This is a genomic window from Polaromonas sp. CG_9.5, from assembly GCF_035984465.1.
In the GTDB taxonomy this organism is placed as follows: Bacteria; Pseudomonadota; Gammaproteobacteria; order Burkholderiales; family Burkholderiaceae_C; genus Polaromonas.
In genome coordinates this window covers 17682-41816 of record NZ_JAXCHR010000014.1, presented here as the reverse complement: position 1 = coordinate 41816, position 24135 = coordinate 17682, and the positions used below count along the sequence as shown (strand labels likewise).

Below are 24135 nucleotides of genomic sequence, written 5' to 3'. Positions count from 1 at the left end.
CCCCATGAAAAAGATTTTTCGATTGAGCGCGCTGGCTGCGGCCAGCCTGGTGCTGGCGGGCTGCGCATCGGTCAACATGGACCAGGCCGTGCGGGACACCAACAACACCGCAGGCACGTTCACCCAAGGCAAACTCGAACTCAGCCGCACCGAGCAGCAAACCCAAGCCAGGGCCAGGCTGAGCAACGATTTGCTGGCCAAACCCCTGGGCATGGATGACGCCGTACAGCTGGCGCTGGCCAACAGTCCGGCGGTGCAAACCCTGCTGGCGCAAAGCTGGTCTGACATGGCGCAGGCCAACCAGACCGGCCGCATTGCCAACCCGGTCTTCTCGTTCGAGCGAATTCGCTTTGCTGATGAACTGGAGTTGGGCAGGCTGCTGTCGTTTGGCTTGCTGGACTTGTTGACCCTGCCACGGCGCATGGAGATTTCACAGAGTCAGATGGCCCAGGCCAGGGTACAGCTCAGCGCCAATGTGGTCGAGCAGGTCACGCAGGTTCGCCAGACCTGGGTACGCGCTGTCGCCGCACAGCAGTCTTTGGCGTATGCAACCCAAGTCAACCGCAGCGCGCAGGCCGGCAGCGAGCTGGCCAAGCGCATGCAGCAGGTGGGTAACTTCACCAAGCTGCAGCGTGCGCGCCAGCAAAGCTTTTATGCCGACAGCGCAGCCCAGCTGGCGTCCAGCCAGCATGCCAGTACTGCTGCCAGGGAAGAGCTGATTCGGCAACTCGGTTTGACCGACACGCAAGCCGGTCAGCTCAAGCTGCCCGAGCGCCTGCCCGACTTGCCCAAAGAGCCTTTGCAGGCCGCTGTGGTCAATGACAACGCGCCGCAGCAGCGCCTTGATGTGCAGCTTGCACGCAACCAGCTGGAGATGGCAGGCAAATCGCAAGGTTTGAACCTCGTCACCAGTTTGGTAGATGTGGAGCTTGGGGTGCGCCGCGACACCGTGTTCGACAACGCTGCAGGGACCAGCACCCCGCGCAAGGGCTACGAGCTGGGCATTCGCCTGCCGATCTTTGACTGGGGCACGGCCAAGCGCGATGCCATGAATGCGCAATCGCTGGCAGCGGCCAACCGCTACGAAAGCACGGTTCGCGGTGCATCGTCGCAATTGCGCGAAAGCTATTCGGCCTACCGCACCGCCTACGACGTGGCGCGGCATTACCGCGATGAAATCGTGCCGCTGCGCAAAACCATGGCCGATGAAAACATCCTGCGCTACAACGGCATGCTGATCGGCGTGTTCGAGTTGCTGGCCGACAACCGCGACCAAATTGCCAGCGTCACCGCTGCCCTCAACGCCTACCAGCAGTTCTGGCTGGCGGACGCCGCACTTGCAGCCTCCATGACGGGCAAACCCACTTCCACCATGATGACCGCGCCTGCTACTGGCGGTAGCGACGCCGCTGGCCACTGAGTCCAATCACGCCCAAACTCACGAAACACATTGAGTAAATTCCTATGACGAACCGAAGAAAATTTTTGACCGGTGCAGGCGCTATCACTACAGCGGTGGCTGCTGCTGCGGTGAGCCGGGTGGCCATGGCGGCGTTGCCAGAGCCCGTATTCCAGACCAAGCCCGACACGATGGCACCGCTGGTGCCCAACACCGGCCGGCCTTACAACCCTGTTGTCACGCTCAACGGCTGGACGCTTCCCTGGCGCATGAACAATGGCGTCAAGGAATTTCACCTGGTGGCCGAGCCCGTGGTGCGCGAGATGTCGCCCGGCTTTAAAGCCCACTTGTGGGGCTACAACGGCCAGTCGCCCGGCCCGACCATCGAAGTCGTTGAAGGCGACCGGGTGCGCATCTTTGTCACCAACAAACTGCCTGAGCACACCAGCGTGCACTGGCACGGCCAGCGCCTGCCCAACGGCATGGACGGCGTGACGGGGCTGACCCAGAAGGCCATTCCGGTTGGTAAAACCTTTGTCTACGAGTTCGTCGCGCGCAGGCCCGGTACCTTCATGTACCACCCGCATGCCGACGAGATGACGCAGATGGCCATGGGCATGATGGGTTTCTGGATCACGCATCCCAAAGTCAGGCACCCGCTGATCGACGAGGTCGATCGTGATTTTGTCTTTCTGCTCAACGCCTACGACATTGACCCCGGCGCCTACACGCCCAAGATCATGACCATGCTCGACTTCAACCTGTGGAGCTGGAACAGCCGCGTCTTTCCAGGCATTGACCCGCTGGTGGTGCGCAAAAACGACAAGGTTCGAATCCGAATCGGCAACCTGACCATGACCAACCACCCCATGCACCTGCACGGCCATGAATTCACAGTGACAGGCACCGACGGCGGCCCGACGCCCAAGTCAAGCCGCTGGCCCGAGGTGACTGCCGACGTGGCTGTAGGCCAGATGCGGCAAATCGAGTTTTTGGCCAACGAGGAAGGCGACTGGGCTTTTCACTGCCACAAGAGCCACCACACCATGAATGCCATGGGCCACGATGTGCCCACGCTGATCGGCGTAGACCACCGCAAGGTCGCCCGGGACATCACCAACGTCATTCCGGACTACATGGTGATGGGGGAGCGAGGCATGTCCGACATGGCCGAGATGGAGATGCCCTTGCCCGACAACACCGAACGCATGATGACCGGCGCCGGCCCATTTGGTTCGGTCGAGATGGGCGGCATGTTCAGCATGGTCAAGGTGCGCAAAGACCAGAAACCGGGCGATTACAAAGACCCGGGCTGGTACAAGCATCCGGCGGGCGAAGTGGCTTATGAATGGACAGGTGCCCTGCCCAATCCGGCACGCTTTGCAGCCGAAGGTGGTCAATCCATGAAAGCGCAGAACATGCCGATGAAAGAAGTCGAAGTTCAGGTGCGCAAGCCCGTCATGGGCGGTATGGGCGGTATGGGCGGTATGAAGCACTGACGGCCAGCAAGTCGTCGCTCAAAAAAAGCATCCGATGAAAAATATATTCACTATCAAAATAATAGCTGATAGCGCAATATGGGTGTGCACAGCAGCCTCTTTTTGTCAAATTTTCAGTCATGTGGGCCGCTTGCAAGCTGACGCTAGCTCGGCAACCACAATTTTTCCACTCTCACCCTTGAAAGGTATTTCATGAAATCACGCAACCTCCTGATCGCAATTCCCGGACTTCTTCTCGCTATCAGCGCCATGGCCTCAGGCACCCACGCCGGTGGCCACGGCGGTGTCGAGGAGATCGGAAAACCCGGCATCGCCGCCAATGTGACGCGCACCGTCAACGTCGACATGACCGACGACATGCGCTTTGGGACTTCAAAAATCGCCGTCAAACAAGGCGAAACCATCCGCTTTGTCGCTAAAAACTCGGGGCAAGTCAAACACGAAATGGTGCTGGGAACCCAAAAGGAACTCAAGGAACACTACGAAGTGATGAAGAAAAATCCCGAGATGGAACATGCCGACGAAAACATGGTCACGGTGGCTCCGGGAAAAAACGGCGAAATCATCTGGCACTTCACCAAGGCCGGCAACGTTGACTTTGCCTGCCTGCAGCCTGGTCACTATGACGCGGGTATGAAAGGCGTGGTCAATGTGGCCAGCGGCAAGGCGCAGTCCAAAGGACATGGCCATGCCGACAACAAGCATTGATACGGTTTCCCGTCGCCTCGCATGGCAGCTGCCGCTTGCGCTCATGGGTGCTGCCGTCTTGACGCAGCCCTTGCGTGCGCTGGCAGCGAGCAGCGCCAACCAGATTGCCGTCTGGAAAACGCCAAGCTGTGGCTGCTGCCATGAATGGGTGGCGCATCTGCGCAAAAACGGCTTTGAGGTGGCGACCCATGACGTTGAAGACACGGCACCCATTCGTCAGAAATTTGGCTTGAATGCCAAGTTTGGGTCTTGCCATACTGCGCGTCTGGGAAACTATGTGGTGGAAGGCCATGTTCCGGCGCAGGAGCTGCGCCGATTGCTGCGTGAGCAACCCAAGGCGCTGGGCCTGGCCGTACCCGGCATGCCGATGGGCTCGCCGGGCATGGAAATGGGCAACACCCGGGATGCCTACGACGTGCTGCTGGTTCTGGCCGATGGCAGCTCGCGCGTTTACCAGTCCTACCCTTCTCAATCTTCTGTCAAATCCTGAAAGAAACATCATGAAAAAATTCAACGCCTTACTGCTTCTCACTGCCCTGTTGGCCGGTACTGTTTCCGCTCAAACGGCCATGCCTTCGGGCAGTGGTGCCATGCCCATGGCCGGATCAGCCGACATGGCACAAGGCGAGATCCGAAAAGTCGATATGGACAACAAGAAAATCACCATCAAGCACGGTGAGATCAAGAACCTGGACATGCCGGGCATGACCATGGTGTTTCAGGTCAAAGACCCTGTCCTGCTGGAAAAAACAAAGGTCGGCGACAAGGTTCTCTTCAAGGCTGAAAAGTCCGGCGGTGCCCTGGTGGTAACGGACATTAAACCTGCCAATTAATCGCGGGCAACTCCGGGGAGAGGCGCATGCGCCCCGGACGATCCATCTTCCGAGTCAAGCTTTTATTCAAGCCCATCTTTGGCGACGCAGGAAATTCCCGTGCAGTCTTTCACATCGCAGGAGACATGGGACAGCGATACTGTGCAGTGCAGCGGATGCATCACCAAAGGAGTAGCTCTTGAGATTGCTTACACAGCCAGGCGTGTTGGCCACCTTGACAGCCGCCTTCCTGTTCGGCGGCGGCACCCCACTGGCCAAACTACTCTTGGCGCAAACCAGTCCCTGGCTGCTGGCGGCCTTGCTCTACCTGGGCTCAGGCGTGGGCCTGCTCGCTTTACGTTTTCTGCGCAATGCACCATCGGTTCAATTGCCTCCGGGGGAGTGGAAGTGGCTGGCTGGTGCGGTGCTTGCAGGAGGTATGGTCGGCCCGGTGCTGTTGATGGTTGGGTTGTCGGGCATGCCCGCCTCCGGCGCATCCTTGCTACTCAATGCCGAAGGCGTACTGACTGCGCTGATCGCCTGGGTCATATTTCGCGAAAACGTCGATCGACGCATCGCGCTGGGAATGCTGGCGATTGTGGCGGGTGGCGCGGTGCTGTCGTGGCCGGGCGAAGCACGATTTGGGGAGCTGTGGCCCGCCTTGGCGGTGGTCGGTGCATGCCTGGCCTGGGGCATCGACAATAACCTGACACGCAAGGTTTCCTTGTCTGACGCATCGTTCATTGCCATGGTCAAGGGGTTAACAGCCGGTGCAACGAATCTTGTACTGGCGCTCTTGTTGGGCGCCACATGGCCTGAATTCCCCGTCGTAGTGGCTGCCGCAGTGCTGGGCTTTGCCAGTTACGGGGCCAGCTTGGCCCTGTTTGTCCTGGGCTTGCGCCACCTCGGGGCAGCCCGCACGGGTGCTTATTTTTCCATCGCGCCTTTTGTGGGTGCGGCTCTGGCCATTGCAATCCTGGGCGAGCCAATCACGCCGCAGTTACTCATGGCAGGCGTCTTGATGGCGTGGGGTGTCTGGCTTCATCTGACAGAAAACCATCAGCATGCACATACCCACGAGCCGCTTGAGCACACCCATGTGCATACGCACGGCACAGGCGATACCCACCACGATCATGCTCACGACGATGTGGTGACGCCTGGTACGCGCCATACCCATTCACATCGTCACACCCCTATCACGCACACCCATGCGCATTTCCCGGACGTGCATCATCGTCATTCGCACTGAGCGCAGCGCCTGGCACCTGCGAGTGCGTTTGACTCAGGGTGTTGGTCACCATTCTTGGCAGTCACACTAGACCTTAAAAATACAAGTCCAGCGCGACATGCCGCAGGCCGCACACAACGAACACTTGGGCGGACAGCGGCAAACGCCGGGCGAGCATCAAGGCGTCACGCTGATGCCGTTGGGGCCCTTGCCGACAGGAACGGTCTTCACGACCTTGCGGTCTTTCACATCGACCACGGAGACTGAGTTGGCGTAGCTGTTGGTCACGTAGGCGTACCGGCCTTCGCGGTCAACGACCACGCCATGGGCTCCGGCGCCGGTCACCACAGTCTTGGTGACCTTGAAACTCTCCAGGTCGATCAGGCTGACGGTCTTGCCAGGCTTCTTGCGCGTACCCTGGTTGGCCACTACCAGTGTGCGTGAATCAGGCGTGGCATACAGCTGGATGGGGACTGTTCCGACCGCCACCTTGCGAATCACCTTGCGCGTGGCCGGGTCGATCACTGCGACGGCGTTTTCCTCTGACAGCGAGACCAAGACAAGACGACCGTCCGGCGTAAAGCCGACCTGAGCCGGCCCCTTGCCTGCCGGAACTTGCGCAATTTCCTTCTGGCTGGCGGTATCGATGACTGACACCGTGCCGCCCTTGAGGTTGGCGACCCAGACCTGCTTGCCGTCTGGCTTGAACCGAAGGCCGTGGGGAAACTTGCCGACCGGAATTGTCGCCACAAGACGTTGCGCGGATGTGTCGATAACGCTGACCGTGTTGTCGCCACCATTGGTGACATAAGCGAAGCGGCCATCGGGCGACACCACCACATGGGCCGGGTGCATGCCAACCGGCACCTTGGCGACGACTGCGTCGCTACTGGTATCGATAGCCCAGACCGCCCCCGGCTTTCCCATCGCATCATGGCTGCCTTTGGTCATATTTTTGTGCGCAGAAGCGTCAGCCGTCTGATCGGGCTCGCCGTTGTTGGTCACCCATACGAGCTTGCCGTCGGGCGATACCTGCACGTTGTGCGGCATCTTGCCGACGCGCACGTTTGCGAGCGTTTTGAACGACGCGGCATCGAGCACGCTCACCGTGTCAGCGCCCTCGTTGGCCACATACACCTTGTCGGCGGCCAAGGTAGCGCCAGACCAGGCCAGCAGGCTGAGTTGCAGCGTCGTCAAAAACCATTTATTTTTACTTGTAGTCATCAATCAATCCTTGTTGGGTACTATTGATCCGGCCCTCTGAAGTTTGAACAAAAATTGACTATTTTTCTTGGGACCAAAGCCGCAAAACTTATGACTTCAATGGGCCGGAGCAATAACACTTCTGTCGCCAGGCTTGAACCTTCAATGGCGAGTAATTGACACCAGCGACGATCAAAGTCGCCGTGCCTGCTATTTCATGCCTCTGGCAACAAAAGTAGTTGTCGGCGAGACAAGTAAACCAGCGGACTCACACACGTCTGTTGCGCAGGCGCAAAGCGTTGCCGATCACGGATGCCGAGCTGAAACTCATGGCCAGCGCCGCAATCATGGGCGACAGCAGCCAGCCGGTCAGCGGATACAGCACACCAGCCGCAATCGGGATGCCCAGCGCGTTGTACAAAAAGGCAAACATCAGGTTTTGCTTCATGTTACTGACGGTCGCTTCCGACAGCGCACGCGCAATCGCAATCCCGCGCAGATCGCCCTTGACCAGCGTGATCTGCGCACTGTTCATGGCCACGTCGGTTCCTGTGCCCATGGCCACGCCCACATCGGCCTTGGCCAGTGCCGGTGCGTCGTTGATACCGTCCCCAGCCATGGCCACCACACGGCCCTCCTTTTGCAGCTTTTCTACCAGCATCAGTTTGTCGGCTGGCTTGACTTCGCCGTGCACCTCGTCAATGCCCAGGCGGGCGGCGACGGCTTTTGCTGTGGTCAAACCGTCGCCGGTCGCCATCACGATGCGCAGTCCGGCCGCTTTCAAGGTTGCCAGCGCTTCCGGCGTGCTGGCCTTGACCGGATCAGACACGGCCAGCAGACCCATCAGCTGGCCATTCACCGCCAGGTGCATCACGCTGGCGCCTTCTGCGCGCAAAGCCTCGGCCTGCGCCACCATGGCGGCGACCGACACGCCAATTTGCTCCATCAACGTGGTGTTGCCCAGCGCCAGCTGACGGCCCCCAACTTGCCCGCGCACGCCAATGCCCGAGCCGGAATCGAAATTCTCCGGTTTGTCGAGTTGCATGCCACGCTCGCGGGCAGCACGCACAATGGTTTCGGCCAGTGGGTGCTCGCTGCCCTGGTCCAGGCTGGCGGCCAGGCGCAATACCTCGTCGGCCTCAAAGCCAGCGGCTGGAACAGCGCGGTCAAATGTCGGACGGCCTTCCGTCAGGGTGCCGGTCTTGTCGATGATCAGGGTGTCGACCTTGCGCAAGTTCTCGATGGCTGCTGCATCGCGAAACAACACGCCCTGCGTTGCACCGCGGCCTGTCGCCACCATGATCGACATCGGCGTGGCCAGGCCCAAAGCGCACGGGCAGGCGATGATCAGCACCGACACGGCATTGATCAGGCCAAACACCCAGCTGGGCTCAGGCCCGAAAAATCCCCAGATTAAAAACGTCAGCAACGCAACAGAAACGACAGTGACGACAAAGTAGCCCGCCACCACGTCGGCCATGCGCTGCATCGGCGCCCTGGAACGCTGCGCCTGGGCAACCATCTGCACGATCTGCGACAGCATGGTGGCCGCGCCAACGTGCTCTGAGCGCATGACCAGGGCCCCGCTGGTATTGAGCGTGGCGCCGATCACTTTATCGCCCACACGTTTGGCAACCGGCATCGGCTCGCCTGTCAGCATGGATTCATCCACCGAGCTACCGCCTTCTGTCACGATGCCGTCGACTGGAACTTTTTCGCCAGGGCGCACGCGCAACTGGTCGCCCACATGAACATGGGACAATGGAACATCCTCTTCCGTGCCATCCTCCCGGATCCGGCGCGCGGTCTTGGGCGCCAGGCCCAGCAGAGACTTGATGGCGGCCGAGGTTTGTGATCTGGCCTTGAGTTCGAGCATCTGGCCCAGCAGCGTGAGCGAGATGATGACGGCCGCTGCTTCAAAATACACGGCCACGCGCCCCATGGAGATGAACGAATCCGGAAATACCTGCGGTGCCAGAGTCGCCACGACGCTGTAAACATAGGAGGCGCCCGTGCCCAGACTAATCAACGTCCACATGTTGGGACTGCGATGCACCACGGATTGCCAGCCACGCGCGAAAAATGGCCAACCGGCCCACAGGACGATGGGAGTTGCCAGTACCAGTTCCACCCAGCTTTGTACGGTCATGTCCATCCACTGGAAGCGATGACCAAACATGGCAAGCACAAAAACGATGGCGGTCAGCGGCAGAGTCCACCAGAAGCGCCGCTCGAAGTCGCGCAACTCGGGGTTTTCATCATCATCGAGGTCTGGAAGCAACGGCTCGAGCGTCATGCCGCATATGGGGCAGTTGCCGGGATGGTCTTGGCGGATCTGCGGATGCATTGGGCAGGTGTAGATCGTTCCCACCGCCGCCGGAGCGGTGTCTACCGGCGCTATGGGCGTAAGGTACTGCAGCGGATTGGCCGCGAACTTGCCCTGGCACTTGGTGCTGCAGAAATAGTAAGGCCGACCCTCGTGCGTCAACTTGTGATCAGACTGCTCTGTGACGGTCATGCCGCACACTGGATCCTTCAGATCGGTGGGCGAGGATGGCGTAGCTAACGGGTTGCTGCTCTGATGCTGATGCGTTTTCATATCCATGGGGTTACTCCTTGTTATGGCTTGTGTGGCCCGGTTCTGTTGCCGATGCCTTGAATAACCACCATGTCCTGTTGAACACGAACATCGCTTTAGGTGCGTGTGCATGCAAACAGTCACATCTAGGTCATGCTATGGAACTGATTGGTTATGAAAAAATCGAGAAACGATCAAGGCTCCACAGTTCAAGTCAGCGCACACAGGGCATCGAACAATCCGACGCTGGCCAGCGCGACACCCGTGTAAAGAAATGTTGTGGGATTGGGTGCGTTATTTCGCTGGTGTAGGCTGCATCCTGTCCATCATCATTTTCATCATGGACTGCATCATTTCCATGCGTTTTTCCATCATCGGATGATGTGAACTCATGTCACCCGCCATCCCGGGCATGCCTTTCATAGCGCCCATGCCAGCGCTGGGCATGCCCTCCATCATGGCCATCCCCTCCTGCATGGTTTTCATGTGTTCGGCCATCAGCTTGCTTCGCTCTTCCGGAGTCTTGGCGTTCATCATCTTGTCGTGCATGCGCTGCATGGTCTCCATCTGCGCATCCATCTTGGCCGTCTGATCTGGTGTGGTCATGCTGTTGTTAGACGCAGTGCCCATGGGCATCGCCGGAGCCGTATTACAGGCGGCTAGTGCGCTGGTGGCAATCAAGGCGACGGTAAGCGGAATAAATCGAAAATTGGTCATGGCAGACTCCTGTTTAGTTGACAGAAAATTAACTACGGGGGGTGCTGTGGGAAAGCACAGCGCTGCTTTGATGTCGTAATCTGCGTTCTGCGCTCGGCACAAAAGCAAACTGAATTCAATTCGGATATGGACGCAGACCGCAGAGCACAAAGCTCGGGATTTAAACGTCAAAGGGCGGCTAAATTGCCAGTCGCGAGAAGCGAATACGGATGGGCAGCACAGGCTTGGCCGGCTGCTCGTCATCCATGTGATGAAGTGTCGGAATGACCGGCGCAGCGGTGCCCCAGAGAATTCCAACGAGGAGCGCTGGCCCGGGATCGTTTTGGGCGACCGTCAAATCCTGCTTGGGGAAAGAGCGTGAGCCGTCATCACAAACCTTCAGGCATGGCGCCTTGGAGTGCGATTCACCAACGCCATCGGCCACGGCTCCGGGGTGACCCGGAAACATCACAGACTCATGCGCAGCTTCAGAAGATTCGACTGTAACTGTGTATAAATTCGTTTCACGCGCTTCCAGTAAACAAGCGTTCACAACCCCTGAAGCCAACGCAAACACCCATGCCATCAACACCATCAATATGATGTTGCGCTTGGCACAGATGTTAGAAAAAAATTTCATGTTGGATCGGGTTGCAGATATCTCATATTAAGCCCATTCCGCTTCAAGTTATTGATCGAAATCAAAAAGTGCAGTATTGCTTAAGCAAACTCTGCCTAACTCCCATATTTTTGTGCTTTAAATCAGTTTGATTTAAAGTAATTTTGTTTATGAAACAAGCCGTCCTGAATCTCAATTTGAGTGTGAAGAAGACCCGCAAGTGTGAGTTCCTGGAGAAGATGGAGCGCGCTGATCGAGCTCATTGCCCCGTACTGTCCAGGGAGGAAAAATGGCCAGACACCTTTTATTCTGCAGACGGTACTGCGCATTCACTTGCATAGCAGCAGTGGTTCGCGATGTCGAACCCGGGCACGCAAGAGGCGTTCTTAGTCACCCCGCTGTACCGCGAGTTTTCCCATCTCGCCGAATTTGGCAGCCTGCCCATGAGTCCACCACCGGGCGCTTTGGCCGTCGGTTGAAAAAGCACAAACCCGCCAAGCAAATCTTGACAACAGTCAACGAGAAACTGACTAATTACTTGTCTTCTTGGATCAATGTTGATGACCCCATAACAAAAAAGCATCTCTTTTTTCTACAGCCAAAGTAACTGAGAGTCCAACAGGCAAAAGTACCTTGGTAGCTATATGACCAAATGGCAGTCCGGTCAAGACCAGCCCCTTGACGTTACTTTTTAGCCAAGCTACTACGCTTGCAAGTTTGTAGCCTTTGTCATGCGGTACAAGTTTATAGTTACTGAATTGGCCAAAAATGATGGCTTTTTGCTGGGCAAGAATGCCTGCCTGAAGCAGTTGGGCAAGCATTCGTTCAACTTTATAAGGATGCTCGCCTACATCCTCTATGAATAGAATTCCGTTCTTGACCACAGGCATATAAGGCGTTCCCACCAGCGAAGTCAACATGGACAGATTGCCGCCCCACAGTATTGAATTACTTATATTATGAATACTCTCTGCAATTATTGTGTTTTCATTACTCTTAATATCATTTACTAATTTACCAGCAGACTTGGGCAACTGCCATCCACTGCCTTCACCCTGCCCTGTTACCAGATCATCAAAACAGGCCTCCATGATGTCATCTGCTCCGTCGGCGGCACCAAAGTCTTCACCTAATGAAGGCCCCGCCCAGGTAACTGCACCGGTTTTAGCTAAAACAGCCAGTTGAAATGCGGTGAAATCACTAAACCCAACAAATTGAGTGCCTTTTGAAATTGCATTTGCGACAGCACGATAATCAATATCGGGCAAAATTCGCGTGAGTCCGTAACCTCCACGTGAAATAAGCGCAATGTCAGCACCGCTACTTGCGGCTCTGTGGATTGCAGCTAATCGTGTTTTGTCATCGCCGGCAAATCTTTGGTGAGTTGTCAGTGCAGCTTCATCGACTTCGACTTCATAGCCCATTGCACTTAGTTTTTTCAGACCACGTTTGAAGCTGGCTTTATCACGTACAGCACTTGAAGGCGAATAAATATATATATGTTTTTTCATTTTTACTTTTTTAGTAATTATTTAAAATTAAAATGTGTAAATTACATTGAAATGCATGGGGCACTATCCTGATGTGTAACGCCTTTTATTCGACGTTAACTTTAGTCGTTGCCATTTGTTCACGCCAATACCCGGAAACTTCATGTGAGATGACGCTGCATTTTGTAATTCCAGCTTCCCCTGCTATTCGCCCAAAAGCTCGAATGGCAGCGCGATGTCCCTGATCCGGAAAAGGCGCATTCCAAGCAACCGTCCTGTCATTGACGATGTTCATCTGTTTATCGCTACACAAATACGGCGACACCTCATTACTATCAGCAGGCATATGTGCAATCAGCTTTTCCCATAGTCCATGCCCTGCAGAAATTGGTAAATTACTGTTAACCAGTCCGTCCTCCTGAACCCGTAGATAGCGGTAACGTTTGGGTGCAGCCATTGGCAGCGTAAGAGAAAGCCATGCGTTGGCTTGTGATACCACAAGCGCAATATTCTTCAAGTCCAGTCGTTCAACAAGTTCGATCAGTATTTGACGATGATGGCTAAAGGTGTGAAAAGCCTCTTTTTTGGGTTTGTCACTTTTTCCAAAACCAATCAAATCCGGCACGATTACACGGTGCCCTGCATTGATCAGGGGCTGCAGAAAATGGCGAAACTCGTAACTCCAGCCCGTTCCATTATGCAAAAACAGATAAGTCAGCGAATCACCGCCCTGCCCCAGGTTTGCACCCTGATCGTCCAGATAATGTATTCGTAAGCCATCCAACGCAGGTAAATCGTTGACGTAATGAGGCTGCCAGGGATAGTCAGGCAGACCGTGAAAGGCTGCATCAGGCGTACGCAACGCATCCTCGCGTAACAAATAACTTTGGCTAGACTCTTTACGCAAAGTGAGCCTGCGCTGGCGAAAAAATTTTTGTATCAGCGCACGACCTTGCGCAGGTAGAACTCCGCCCTGTACTTGGGTGTGGTGATTCAACTCCGGTTGTGCAAACAGGTTAATCACCGAGCCAGCTGCACCAGTTTTTGGCTCGGACGCCCCATACACCACGCGCTTGAGCCGTGCGTTCAGCAGCGCGCCGCTGCACATGGCGCAGGGCTCAAGCGTGACAAACAATTCACATTCGTGAAGCCGGTAATTTCCCAACACCATCGCAGCGGCGCGCAAAGCGACAATTTCGGCATGGGCCGTCGGATCATGCGTGCCAATCATTGCATTACAGCCCGCAGCAATCACTTCACCGTGCCGTACGACGACCGCACCCACCGGGACTTCGCCCAGCAACGCAGCTTGGCGGGCTTGGGCAAGGGCTAGCCACATGAAATCTTCGTCACTCATTTGCTACCAAATTAATAGCTATCAACACTTGCCAGAAATGCGCCAGCGCCTTGTTTGACTATTATTTTGCGTCATCAGGGACTGGATGGCTTTGCTGCATGGCGGCGTCAAGCGATTGCTTGATTTGTTGCTCGATTTGCTGGCGCTGAGCTTGGGGGGTTGCGCCAGCAGGAACGACCGGCAAAGTCACCGACGGATCAACAAGCGCCGGATTCTGTACGTGAATGGGTACGGCGGGCGTTGATGCCAGCTGCTTTTTAGCCAGCCCCAGCACCACCAACAGTACGATCAATAAACTGATCAAACCAAAAACTGCACGCATCTCAACCCCCTTGAAGATTTAAGAAGGCCGTGCGTGTTTGGTGAGAAACATGGCGGCATCGAACTCATTCAAGCCCAATATCACAGGCAGCTGCTTACTTATTCCCACTCAATAGTCGCTGGCGGCTTGCTGCTGACATCGTAGGTAACACGGTTGATGCCGCGCACTTCATTGATGATTCGGCCTGATACTTTCTTGAGCAGTGCGTAAGGCAGTTCGGCCCAGTCAGCCGTCATGAAATCGCTGGTTTGGACTGCACGCAGCGCCACCACGTACTCATAGGTACGACCATCGCCCATCACGCCTACGCTCTTTACCGGCAAAAACACGACGAATGCCTGGCTGGTCAGGTCGTACCAGGTTTTACCTGTTTCAGCGTCTTTGAAATTACGCAACTCTTCAATAAAAATTGCGTCTGCCCGGCGCAACAGATCGGCATATTCTTTTTTGACTTCGCCCAGAATTCGCACGCCCAGCCCCGGTCCGGGAAAGGGATGGCGATACACCATGTCGTGCGGCAAGCCGAGCGCCACGCCCAGTTCACGCACTTCATCCTTGAAGAGTTCGCGCAGGGGTTCGAGCAGCTTGAGGCCCAACTGTTCAGGCAAACCGCCGACGTTGTGATGGCTTTTAATAGAAACTGCTTTTTTGCTTTTGCCGCCACCTGACTCGATCACGTCGGGATAAATCGTGCCTTGGGCCAAAAATGTCGCTCCCTGGTGCCCGCCGCTTCCGGCCTTGAGCTTGGCAGCCTCAGCCTTGAAAACTTCGACAAACTCACGGCCAATGATCTTGCGCTTGGCTTCCGGATCACTCACGCCAGCGAGGTGTCCAAGAAATTGACCGGCGGCATCGACCCGAATCACTTTGGCGTGGAGTTTTCCGACAAACATCTCCATCACCATGTCGCCCTCGTTCAGGCGGAGCAGACCATGATCGACAAACACGCAAGTGAGCTGGTCGCCAATGGCGCGGTGAATCAGCGCCGCTGCGACCGATGAATCGACCCCGCCTGACAGGCCCAGAATGACTTCTTCGCTACCGACCTGCTGGCGGATTTTTTCGACCGCTTCAGTGATGTAGTCACCCATGACCCAGTCCGGACGTGCGCTGCAGATGTCAAGCACGAAGCGCTCCAGAATCGCCTTGCCCTGGGGGGTGTGCGTGACTTCGGGGTGAAACTGCACAGCGTAATATTTACGCTCTTCATCGGCCATGCCAGCAATCGGGCAAGAATCGGTCGACGCCATGATCTTGAAGCCCGGCGGCAATTCGGTGACATTGTCGCCGTGGCTCATCCAGGCATGCAGCATGCCTTGGCCTTCGGGCGTAGCGTAATCCTGAATACCTTCCAGCAGCTTGGTATGCCCACGGGCGCGAACTTCGGCATGGCCAAATTCACGCTTGTGACCGCCTTCGACCTTGCCGCCCAAGGCCTCGGCAATGGCATACATGCCAAAACAAATGCCGAGCACCGGAATCCCCAGTTCAAACACCGCTTGGGGCGCACGAAGGGTTTCGTCTTCCCAGAGGCTGGCATGGCTGCCTGAAAGGATGACGCCTTTCAGGTTGCCGTCCTTGGCGTATTCACGAACCCAGTCATCAGTCACATCGCAGGGATGAACTTCGCAAAAAACATGGGCTTCGCGTACGCGGCGGGCAATCAGCTGGGTAACTTGTGAGCCGAAATCTAGGATGAGGATTTTTTGGTGCTTCATGAAAGACGTAGGGGCAATTGTTCAGTCAAAAAAGAAAAGGGCGTCTGCTGCCAGACGCCCAGGATGCGAAGACTCGATCAGTCTGCGCGGTAATTCGGCGCTTCCTTGGTGATCTGTACGTCATGCACGTGGCTCTCGCGGATACCGGCAGAGGTGATCTCGACAAACTCTGACAGGTTGTGCATTTCTTCGATCGTGGCGCAGCCGCAATATCCCATGCTTGCACGCAGTCCACCGGCCATCTGAAAAACGATAGCCACCATGGAGCCCTTGTACGGGACACGGCCTTCAATGCCTTCAGGAACCAGCTTGTCCGCATTCGGGTTGCCCGTGCTGGACTCCTGGAAGTAGCGATCCGCACTGCCCTGCTGCATGGCACCAATACTGCCCATGCCGCGATAGCTCTTGTAGCTGCGGCCCTGGAACAAAATAACCTCGCCGGGTGCCTCTTCGGTGCCGGCAAACATGCCGCCCATCATCACGGTTCCAGCGCCAGCCGCGATGGCCTTGGCAATATCGCCGCTGTAACGAATGCCGCCGTCTGCAATCAAGGGCACGCCGGTGCCGCGCAAGGCGGTGGCTACGTTGTCGATGGCCATGATTTGCGGCACACCCACGCCAGCGACGATGCGCGTCGTGCAAATGCTACCGGGGCCAATGCCGACCTTCACCGCGTCAGCACCAGCATCTACCAGCGCCAAGGCCGCTGCGCCGGTGGCGATATTGCCGCCGATCACATCAATGTGCGGATAGTTCTGCTTGACCCAGCGAACCCGGTCAATCACGCCCTTGCTGTGGCCATGGGCGGTGTCCACCACAATAGCGTCCACCCCGGCACGAACCAGGGCTTCGACGCGCTCTTCAGTGCCCTCGCCCACCCCGACGGCTGCGCCCACGCGCAGCTTGCCATGCAAATCACGCGCGGCATTGGGAAAGGTGGTCTGCTTGGTGATGTCCTTGACAGTAATCAAGCCCTTCAGCTCAAACTTGTCATTGATCAGCAGGACGCGCTCCAACCGGTGTTTGTTTAACAACGCCTTGGCATCGGCCAAGGTTGCCGTTTCAGGCATAGTGATCAAGCGCTCGCGCGGCGTCATGATGGTGCTGACCGGCACATCCATGCGCGACTCAAAGCGCATATCGCGCCCGGTCACGATACCGACCACCTTGCCGCCGTCAATGACCGGAAAGCCGGAAATACCAAGCTGTTCACTGAGCGCCATGACTTGACGAACGGTGTGGGTCGGGGTGATCACGACCGGATCACGCAGCACACCGCTTTCGTAGCGCTTGACTCGGGAGACCTCTGCCGCCTGCTGCTGAGGCGTGAGATTTTTGTGGACGATACCAATGCCACCTTCCTGCGCGATGGCAATGGCCAGACGCGCCTCGGTGACCGTGTCCATCGCCGCTGAGACCAGCGGCAAATTCAGGCGGATGTTTCGGGAGAACTGGGTGGAAAGCAGGGCGTCCTTGGGAAGGACTTGGGAGAACGCTGGCACCAACAATACGTCGTCGAAGGTGAGCGCTTTGCCGAGTAGGCGCATAGAGAAAGCTCCAAAAACACGATTGTACCTTTGTACAAGACGCTCCCAGTCGCTGCATCCCTAGTGATATCCAGACCGTACGCCGGGTTTGCAGGCAAGCCGTTTTGTTAAAAGACCACCCATACGACTGGCACACAGCGCTACACTTTCGCGATGGACTTCAAATCTTTTACAAGAAACCTGATTCTGCTTGTTGCCAGCACTTCATGCATGCACGCTGCGCTGGCGCAATGGCAATGGATTGACAAGGACGGCCGAAAAGTCTTCAGCGACCGCGCGCCGCCCGCCGAAATTCCAGAAAAAAATATCCTGAAACAGCCCGGTTTGAGAGCGCCTTTGCCGGCAGCCGATGCAGATGCGGCACCTGCGGCCGCCGCCCCGCTGGTAGCCAACAAAGCCGGCACGCCCAAAATCCCGGGCAAGGACACCCAGTTGGAAGCAAGAAAAAAACAGGCGGAGGATGAGGAAAACGCCAAGAAGAAAGCGGAAGAAGAAAAATTGGCAAAGTCCCGAGCCGACAATTGTGAGCGCGCCAAAAAAGGGCTGGTCGCGGTTCAATCAGGCACGCGGCTGAGCGTCATTAATGCCAAAGGCGAACGCGAATTCATGGATGACAACGAGCGCGCAAAAGAAACCAAGCGTCTGCAGGGCATTGCCGACAGCGACTGTCAAAAATAAATGGCTGGCGATCCGGGTCAATAGCCGGCTTTTGCGCCGGGCCGGGTTTTGGCAAAAAGTCCTGCGCTTTTTGATCCTTGGCGATTGAAGCGCTCACGCCGCGCCACCTTGGGGTCTACACGCAATTCCCGGTAAATTTCGATCCGGTCGCGGTCATTGAGCCGGTGATCCAGCCCGCTTTTCAAACCCCAGATGCCCACTGACAGCGTCTGATGCCGCAATTGCGGAAATTCGTCGTACAAACCAGACGCTGAAAGCCCCTGCGCTACGGTGCCATCCTGTGCCAATTCCAGCGTCCAGTCACGAACCTGCCGGGGCGCCGGTGAATAAACCAGCGTGACCCGGATGCGCGGCTTGTCTTGAGAGTTTTCAGGCTTCGCCATAAACAACAGACGCTCTTTTGACAAAAGCATCGACCAGACTGCCGGCTATTTTGTCAAAAACAGGACCCACCAGCGCAGCCAGCGCTATATTGTCAAAGTCATAGCAAAGGGTGAACTCCACCTTGCAGGCGCGCTGGCTGCCGTCGCCCAAGGGCAAAAAGCGCCACTCGCCTTCAAGGCTGGAAAAAGGGCCGTCGACCAGTTTGAGGCTGACTTTCTGGTCTTGTTCGTGGCGATTACGCGTCGTGAAGCTTTGCTTGATGCCGGCAATGGAAATGCCGACCTTGGCGGTTACGCCATCGACATGCGTAGCCTGCACGGAGGCACGGTCACACCAGGGCAAAAACGCTGGGTAACTGGCGACATCGGTGACGAGGGCAAACATTTCAGCTGCGCTGTACCAGATAAGAACGGACTTGTGAACGGTTTTCATACAATCAAAGGCTGGGGGCAATTGTATGAGCCACAAGTGCGCCTTCGCCCCTTCGTTTCACTATCTTAGCCATGGCCACCAAAGAAGCATCCTCCTCCAAAAAATCCGCCGCCGCCTCTTCAGGCAAACCGACTGGCAAACCCGCCAGCAATTTGTCTCCCAAGGCTGCTGCCGCTGCCGTGCGCATTGCCGACAACAAAAAAGCGACCTTCAACTATCACATCGAAGAACGCTTTGAAGCGGGCATGGTGCTCGAAGGCTGGGAAGTCAAATCCGTGCGTGAAGGCAAGGTGCAGCTCACCGACGGCTATGTGGTGATTCGCAATGGCGAGCTTTTCATCATTGGCTGCCAGATCAATCCGCTGGGAACGGCATCGACCCATATTCGTACAGACTCCGTGCGCACCAAGAAGCTGCTGATGCACAAGGAAGAGATTCAGCGCCTGATCAGCAAGACCGAGCAAAAAGGTTTTACCATCGTGCCGCTCAACATGCACTGGAAAGCCGGCAAGGTGAAGTGTGAGATCGGCCTGGCCAAAGGCAAGGCTGAGCACGACAAGCGCAACACCATCAAAGACCGTGAAGGCAAGCGCGAGGTCGATCGCGCCATGAAATCAAAAAATCGCTGAAAAAGCGGATTGACTCAGCCCTGGCAAAGGGCTGAAAACGACCCTCAGCTTGACTTTCCTACAGGTCGCGCAAGGGATGCGTTTGCGCAGTCCACGGGCTGACAAAAAATTCATCTGCCATGCCGGGTTTCACGTCTTCAATGCGTGCCGGCTTCCATTGCGGTTTGTAGTCCTTGTCAACTGCCAGCGCACGAATGCCTTCCACGGTTTCACTTTGCGCACCGGGGCGCAGGTGAAAGCACTGATACACCATGTCCCGCTCCATGCGCAAGTCATCGGCCAGCGTCATGCCGCGTGCCTTGCGAATCTGCTCCAGCACCACATGCAGCATTAGCGGCGAGCGCTTGCGCAAAGTCGCTGCTGTCTTGATCGCCCAGGCATCGGTCGAAGCTTCCAGCGCATCAACGATGTGTTTGACGCGCAGCAACGAGAAATAAGTATCAATCTGGCCTGTAGCGCACGCTGGACGGGCGCTATCAGCTACTAATTCAGTAGCAATCCACTGATCAACATCTGCCGCGCAAGCAAACGGTGCGGCACCCAGTTCGGCCCAGAGTGCCGGCAAGCGCGCGGCCTCCAGCTTGACATCGGCCAGGCCGTAGCCGACCGCCTCATCAGCGCCAATCACCTCGCCCGTCAGCGCCAGATACTCGCCCACATGGCCGGGGCAACGGCTCAGGAAGTAGCCGCCGCCCACGTCAGGGAACAGGCCAATATTGGTTTCGGGCATCGCCATCTTGGTGCGCTCAGTGACGATACGCACACGGGCACCCTGGCTGATGCCCATGCCGCCGCCCATCACCACGCCGTCCATGAAGGCGATATACGGCTTGGGATAGGTCTGGATCAGGTGGTTGAGGGTGTATTCCTCGGTGAAAAAGTCTTCCAGTGACGCATCACCCGACAGCGCGGCTTCGTGGAAAAAACGAATGTCTCCGCCTGCGCAAAAACCGCCAAAAAGACTCTCCGGCGTTCCAGGGCGGCCAACTTTATTGGTTCCGCGAATGGCCACGACCAATACCGTTGGGTCGTCACGCCAGGCGCGCAAGGTACTGAGCAGCTCGCGCACCATTCCCAGCGACAGGGCATTGAGAGCTTTGGGGCGGTTCAGCGTGATCAACCCGGCACTGCCGCATCGCTCGGCGAGTACGTCCGGGGCAGATTCGGTTTGTTTCATCGTCATCGTTTCTGTCGTCATGGTCTTTGTCTCCATCCAATTAATTCATTCATTCATTCACTACCAGCGCGCGAATTTCATTACAACCCCTGTAACCAGGTCAAAAAAAGGCCGCTGGCGATTTTTACGCGCAACGGCCTGATTTTTAACTGCTCCCCGTCTTTACCAGCAGGGGCCGCGCCCTGGGGCAGCGAACCCCACGAAGTGGGGAGCGTGGAGGCATTTAACGGCCAGCGCGCTTGCGCTCGCTTTCGGTCAGGTGACGCTTGCGCAGACGGATCGACTTGGGCGTGATTTCGACCAGCTCGTCGTCCTCGATGAACTCGACGCCGTATTCCAGCGTGCATTCAATCGGCGGCGTAATCTTGATCGCGTCTTCCTTGCCGCTGACGCGGAAGTTGGTCAGCTGCTTGGTACGCGTGGCGTTGACCACCAGGTCGTTGTCTCGGCTGTGGATGCCGACAATCATGCCTTCGTACACCGGGTCGTTCGGCTTGACGAACATACGGCCACGGTCGTCGAGCTTGCCCAACGCGTAGGTGAATATTTCACCCGCATCCATGGAAATCAGTACGCCGTTTTTACGGCCACCGATGTCGCCCTTGTGCGGCTCATAGCAGTCAAAAATGTTGGCGATCAGGCCGGAGCCGCGCGTCAAGTTCAGAAATTCGTTGGTGAAACCGATCAGGCCACGCGCCGGAATGCGGTATTCAAGGCGCACGCGGCCACGGCCGTCCGGATCCATGTTCACCAGCTCACCCTTGCGCTCGCCGAGCGCCTGCATCACGCCGCCCTGATGGCCTTCTTCGATGTCAGCCGTTACCAGCTCGATGGGCTCATGCTTTTCACCGTTCACGTCCTTCATCAGCACGCGGGGCTTGGACACGGCCAGCTCAAAGCCTTCGCGGCGCATGTTTTCCAGCAAGATGGTCAGGTGCAACTCGCCCCGGCCCATCACTTCAAAAATGCCTTCTTCGTCGGTTTCCTTGACGCGCAACGCAACGTTGTGCTGCAGTTCTTTTTGCAGGCGGTCCCAGATCTGGCGGCTGGTGACGTACTTGCCTTCGCGGCCAGCCAACGGGCTGGTGTTGACGCAAAAGTTCATGGTCAGGGTCGGCTCATCGACCTTGAGCATGGGCAGCGGCATGGGGTTGACCGGGTCGGTGATGGTCACGCCAATGCCGATGTCGGTCAGGCCGTTGATCAGCACGATTTCACCGGGGCCGGCCTCAAGCGCCTGCACGCGCTCCAGACCCTGGAAGGTCAAGACCTGATTGATACGGCCCTTGACGGCTTTGCCATCCGGACCTTCCATGACCATCACGTCCATCATGGGTTTGATGGTGCCCTGGCTGATACGGCCCACGCCAATCCGACCGACAAAGGTCGAAAAGTCGAGTGCCGAAATTTGCAGTTGCAGTGGCGCAGCCGGGTCACCCTTTTGGGCCGGTACGTGCTTGAGCACAGTATTGAACAGGGCCGACATGTCGGGGCCCCACTGCTCGCCTGGCGCACCTTCTACCAGTGACGACCAGCCGTTGATACCCGAGGCGTACACCACGGGGAAATCGAGCTGTTCATCGTTGGCGCCGAGCTTGTCGAACAAATCGAACGCCGCATTGACAACCTTGTCCGGGTTGGCACCCGGCTTGTCAACCTTGTTGACGACGACGATGGGCTTGAGGCCCAGGGCCAGCGCCTTCTTGGTCACGAAACGCGTTTGTGGCATCGGGCCTTCTTGCGCATCAATCAGCAGCACCACGCCATCGACCATGGACAGGGCGCGTTCGACTTCACCGCCGAAGTCGGCGTGGCCGGGGGTGTCGACGATGTTGATGTGCGTGCCTTCCCAGGTCACGGCGCAGTTCTTGGCCAGGATGGTGATGCCGCGCTCTTTTTCGATGGCGTTGTTGTCCATCACGGTGTCAACCACTTTTTCGTGGTCGGCAAAGGTGCCGGACTGGCGCAGCAATTGATCGACCATCGTGGTCTTGCCATGGTCGACGTGGGCGATGATGGCGATGTTTCGTATCTGTTTAGGGCTCATGGTTGACTTTCTGGGAACTTGAAAACGGGACTTGATGAATATTGAAAAGAGCCGCTCTCCGTTGTTTCGGAGGGGGCGGCCGTGAAAACCGGCGTTAAAACTTCAGCAGAACGCTGCGCCGATTGCAGCATGTCCTGGATTTCAATCAGGCTCAGCAAACGCTGGGGAATCAGCTCATCGCCAGTGATATGGGCAGAACCCAGAAATGCAGCCGGCGCACTGCCATAGACCTGCACCAGCGGCGCATCAGCACCCCACTCACCCCGACGCCGCAGGCCGCTCAAAAAACGTCCTGCATTATCAGCGTCGAGTGTGACCGAAGGGTAAGCAGCCACCAGCGACTGCGGCGGCAACAGGCAAGCATCACGTTCAGCTTCGCTCATTGCCTCCAGCGCGGCCAGCGTGATGCACTGTGAAGCCACAAAGCCGCCGGTTTCGATGCGCCGCAACGCGCCCAGGTACGCACCGCAACCCAGCGCTTCGCCGATGTCTTCGCCGAGTGTGCGGATGTAAGTTCCCTTGCTGCAGCTTACTATGATTTTAATAGCTGCTTGCGCGCGTGGGTCATGCGCCACAGCCATATTTAGCTTAAATATAGTGATGTGACGGGGTTCACGCTCTACTTCTATGCCCTTGCGTGCATATTCATAAAGCGCCTTGCCGTCTTTTTTCAAGGCGGAATACATCGGCGGAATCTGTGCCAGCGGGCCGGTAAAACGCTGCGCAATGCTCTCAAGCAACTCGGGCGTGATCTCGGGCACGGGCCGGGTTTCAATCACTTCGCCTTCGGCGTCGGCCGTCGTCGTCTTCTGGCCCAGCAGCAGCAGCGCCTCGTAGGTCTTGTCGGCGTCAAGCTGCAACTGGCTGAACTTGGTGGCCGCGCCAAAGCACAGCGGCAGCACGCCGGTCGCCAACGGATCGAGCGTGCCGGTGTGACCTGCCTTGTCGGCGCGCAGCAGCCATTTGGCCTTTTGCAGCGCCTGATTGCTCGACAGGCCCAAGGGCTTGTCGAGCAGCAGCACGCCGTGAACGGGACGTCGCTGGATTTTCTGGCGAGGAGAAGAGGATTGCGTCATAAGGCTCCGACAGGCTCTGCGCCGGGCCTGCCCGAACGCTGGTGGGCACCGTTATCCCCGAACCTGTCAAAAGGGGAACGGCGCGAACTCAGTCGTCCTGGGCGCGGGAAGAAACGGCCTTGGCGATCAAGGCGTTCAGGTCGGCGGCACGTTCGGTGGTTTGGTCGAAGTGAAAATGCAGGGTAGGCACGGTGTGCGTCATGAGACGCTTGAACAGGCCGTTGCGCAAGAAGCCGGCAGCCTGATTCAGCGCAATTTCGCACTCTTTCGGGTCACCAACCAGCACACTGAAAAACACCTTGGCATGGGCATAGTCAGGCGTGACTTCAACCGCCTGAACCGTCACCATACCAACGCGCGGGTCTTTCAACTCGCGCGCGATCAGTTCCGTCAGGTCACGCTGGATCTGGTCGGCAACACGAAAACTGCGGTTGGGAGTAGATGATTTTTTACGCATGGAATGAGGTCTGAAGTTGCAGTCCTTGTTTTAAGCAGATCGATCGCCAACCCGAAGGCTGACGATCGACCGTGTG

The 24135-nt window shown here is 57.0% G+C and carries 23 protein-coding genes; 8 read left to right on the top strand and 15 right to left on the bottom strand.

Annotated elements, in window-relative coordinates:
- The first annotated feature begins 4 nt into the window (after nt 1-4).
- The 6 genes from RCH06_RS12030 (at nt 5) to RCH06_RS12005 (ending at nt 5670) form a co-directional block, all read left to right on the top strand.
- On the top strand, nt 5-1420 hold the full coding sequence (locus RCH06_RS12030) for a TolC family protein (protein WP_327081705.1): 1416 nt from the start codon (nt 5-7) through the stop codon (nt 1418-1420).
- A gap of 44 nt (nt 1421-1464) precedes the next feature.
- Nucleotides 1465-2898: a multicopper oxidase family protein gene (locus RCH06_RS12025; RefSeq protein ID WP_327081704.1), complete on the top strand. Its 1434-nt coding sequence runs from the start codon at nt 1465-1467 to the stop codon at nt 2896-2898.
- Between the two features lie 192 nt (nt 2899-3090).
- On the top strand, nt 3091-3606 hold the full coding sequence (locus RCH06_RS12020; protein ID WP_327081703.1) for a cupredoxin domain-containing protein: 516 nt from the start codon (nt 3091-3093) through the stop codon (nt 3604-3606).
- The gene (locus RCH06_RS12015) at nt 3587-4096 is read left to right on the top strand and encodes a DUF411 domain-containing protein (protein WP_327081702.1); all 510 of its coding nucleotides are present in this window, start codon (nt 3587-3589) and stop codon (nt 4094-4096) included. Before RCH06_RS12020 ends, RCH06_RS12015 begins: the two co-directional genes overlap by 20 nt.
- 10 nt (nt 4097-4106) lie before the next feature.
- Complete coding sequence (locus tag RCH06_RS12010) at nt 4107-4439, top strand: copper-binding protein (RefSeq protein ID WP_327081701.1); 333 nt, start codon at nt 4107-4109, stop codon at nt 4437-4439.
- Nucleotides 4440-4617: 178 nt separating this feature from the next.
- Entirely contained in the window at nt 4618-5670 is a 1053-nt protein-coding gene (locus RCH06_RS12005) for a DMT family transporter (RefSeq protein ID WP_327081700.1), read from the top strand.
- Nucleotides 5671-5826: 156 nt separating this feature from the next.
- Here RCH06_RS12005 and RCH06_RS12000 read toward each other — a convergent pair whose 3' ends face one another.
- The 9 genes from RCH06_RS12000 to guaB all read right to left on the bottom strand — a co-directional run bounded on the left by RCH06_RS12000 (nt 5827) and on the right by guaB (nt 17179).
- On the bottom strand, nt 5827-6873 hold the full coding sequence (locus RCH06_RS12000; protein WP_327081699.1) for a YVTN family beta-propeller repeat protein: 1047 nt from the start codon (nt 6871-6873) through the stop codon (nt 5827-5829).
- Between the two features lie 247 nt (nt 6874-7120).
- Complete coding sequence (locus RCH06_RS11995; RefSeq protein WP_327081698.1) at nt 7121-9457, bottom strand: heavy metal translocating P-type ATPase; 2337 nt, start codon at nt 9455-9457, stop codon at nt 7121-7123.
- A 267-nt stretch (nt 9458-9724) separates the two neighbouring features.
- A complete protein-coding gene (locus RCH06_RS11990; protein WP_327081697.1) occupies nt 9725-10147 on the bottom strand; it encodes a hypothetical protein in 423 nt (140 codons plus the stop codon).
- A gap of 178 nt (nt 10148-10325) precedes the next feature.
- Nucleotides 10326-10766, bottom strand: coding sequence for a hypothetical protein (locus tag RCH06_RS11985; RefSeq protein ID WP_327081696.1), 441 nt, complete (start codon nt 10764-10766; stop codon nt 10326-10328).
- A gap of 530 nt (nt 10767-11296) precedes the next feature.
- Entirely contained in the window at nt 11297-12256 is a 960-nt protein-coding gene (locus tag RCH06_RS11980; RefSeq protein WP_327081695.1) for an LD-carboxypeptidase, read from the bottom strand.
- Between the two features lie 85 nt (nt 12257-12341).
- Entirely contained in the window at nt 12342-13592 is a 1251-nt protein-coding gene (tadA, locus tag RCH06_RS11975) for a tRNA adenosine(34) deaminase TadA (RefSeq protein WP_327081694.1), read from the bottom strand.
- A 61-nt stretch (nt 13593-13653) separates the two neighbouring features.
- Nucleotides 13654-13914: a hypothetical protein gene (locus tag RCH06_RS11970; RefSeq protein WP_327081693.1), complete on the bottom strand. Its 261-nt coding sequence runs from the start codon at nt 13912-13914 to the stop codon at nt 13654-13656.
- A 98-nt stretch (nt 13915-14012) separates the two neighbouring features.
- Nucleotides 14013-15632 carry a glutamine-hydrolyzing GMP synthase gene (guaA, locus tag RCH06_RS11965; protein ID WP_327081692.1) on the bottom strand — a complete coding sequence of 540 codons (1620 nt, stop codon included), beginning with the start codon at nt 15630-15632 and terminating at the stop codon, nt 14013-14015.
- Between the two features lie 77 nt (nt 15633-15709).
- A complete protein-coding gene (gene guaB / locus RCH06_RS11960) occupies nt 15710-17179 on the bottom strand; it encodes an IMP dehydrogenase (protein WP_327081691.1) in 1470 nt (489 codons plus the stop codon).
- A gap of 153 nt (nt 17180-17332) precedes the next feature.
- On the opposite strand from guaB, the gene RCH06_RS11955 reads away from it, so the two are divergent.
- Nucleotides 17333-17857 carry a DUF4124 domain-containing protein gene (locus tag RCH06_RS11955; RefSeq protein WP_327081690.1) on the top strand — a complete coding sequence of 175 codons (525 nt, stop codon included), beginning with the start codon at nt 17333-17335 and terminating at the stop codon, nt 17855-17857.
- A gap of 17 nt (nt 17858-17874) precedes the next feature.
- Here the strand turns inward: RCH06_RS11955 and RCH06_RS11950 are convergent, their stop codons facing one another.
- Both RCH06_RS11950 and RCH06_RS11945 read right to left on the bottom strand, forming a co-directional pair.
- Nucleotides 17875-18240 carry an RnfH family protein gene (locus tag RCH06_RS11950; RefSeq protein WP_327081689.1) on the bottom strand — a complete coding sequence of 122 codons (366 nt, stop codon included), beginning with the start codon at nt 18238-18240 and terminating at the stop codon, nt 17875-17877.
- Nucleotides 18227-18673, bottom strand: coding sequence for a type II toxin-antitoxin system RatA family toxin (locus RCH06_RS11945; RefSeq protein WP_327081688.1), 447 nt, complete (start codon nt 18671-18673; stop codon nt 18227-18229). The genes RCH06_RS11950 and RCH06_RS11945 overlap by 14 nt, the downstream gene beginning before the upstream one ends.
- A 71-nt stretch (nt 18674-18744) precedes the next feature.
- Between RCH06_RS11945 and smpB the strand changes: the two genes are divergently transcribed.
- Nucleotides 18745-19302, top strand: coding sequence for an SsrA-binding protein SmpB (smpB, locus tag RCH06_RS11940; protein WP_327081687.1), 558 nt, complete (start codon nt 18745-18747; stop codon nt 19300-19302).
- A 58-nt stretch (nt 19303-19360) separates the two neighbouring features.
- Here smpB and RCH06_RS11935 read toward each other — a convergent pair whose 3' ends face one another.
- The 4 genes from RCH06_RS11935 to rbfA form a co-directional block, all read right to left on the bottom strand.
- Nucleotides 19361-20500 carry an enoyl-CoA hydratase/isomerase family protein gene (locus RCH06_RS11935; protein WP_327081686.1) on the bottom strand — a complete coding sequence of 380 codons (1140 nt, stop codon included), beginning with the start codon at nt 20498-20500 and terminating at the stop codon, nt 19361-19363.
- Nucleotides 20501-20702: 202 nt separating this feature from the next.
- Complete coding sequence (typA, locus tag RCH06_RS11930; protein ID WP_327081685.1) at nt 20703-22526, bottom strand: translational GTPase TypA; 1824 nt, start codon at nt 22524-22526, stop codon at nt 20703-20705.
- Nucleotides 22523-23602: a tRNA pseudouridine(55) synthase TruB gene (gene truB, locus RCH06_RS11925; protein WP_327081684.1), complete on the bottom strand. Its 1080-nt coding sequence runs from the start codon at nt 23600-23602 to the stop codon at nt 22523-22525. Before truB ends, typA begins: the two co-directional genes overlap by 4 nt.
- Nucleotides 23603-23690: 88 nt before the next feature.
- Nucleotides 23691-24059 (bottom strand): 30S ribosome-binding factor RbfA, encoded by a 369-nt coding sequence (gene rbfA / locus RCH06_RS11920; RefSeq protein ID WP_327081683.1) that lies wholly within the window; start codon nt 24057-24059, stop codon nt 23691-23693.
- Nucleotides 24060-24135: the final 76 nt, after the last annotated feature.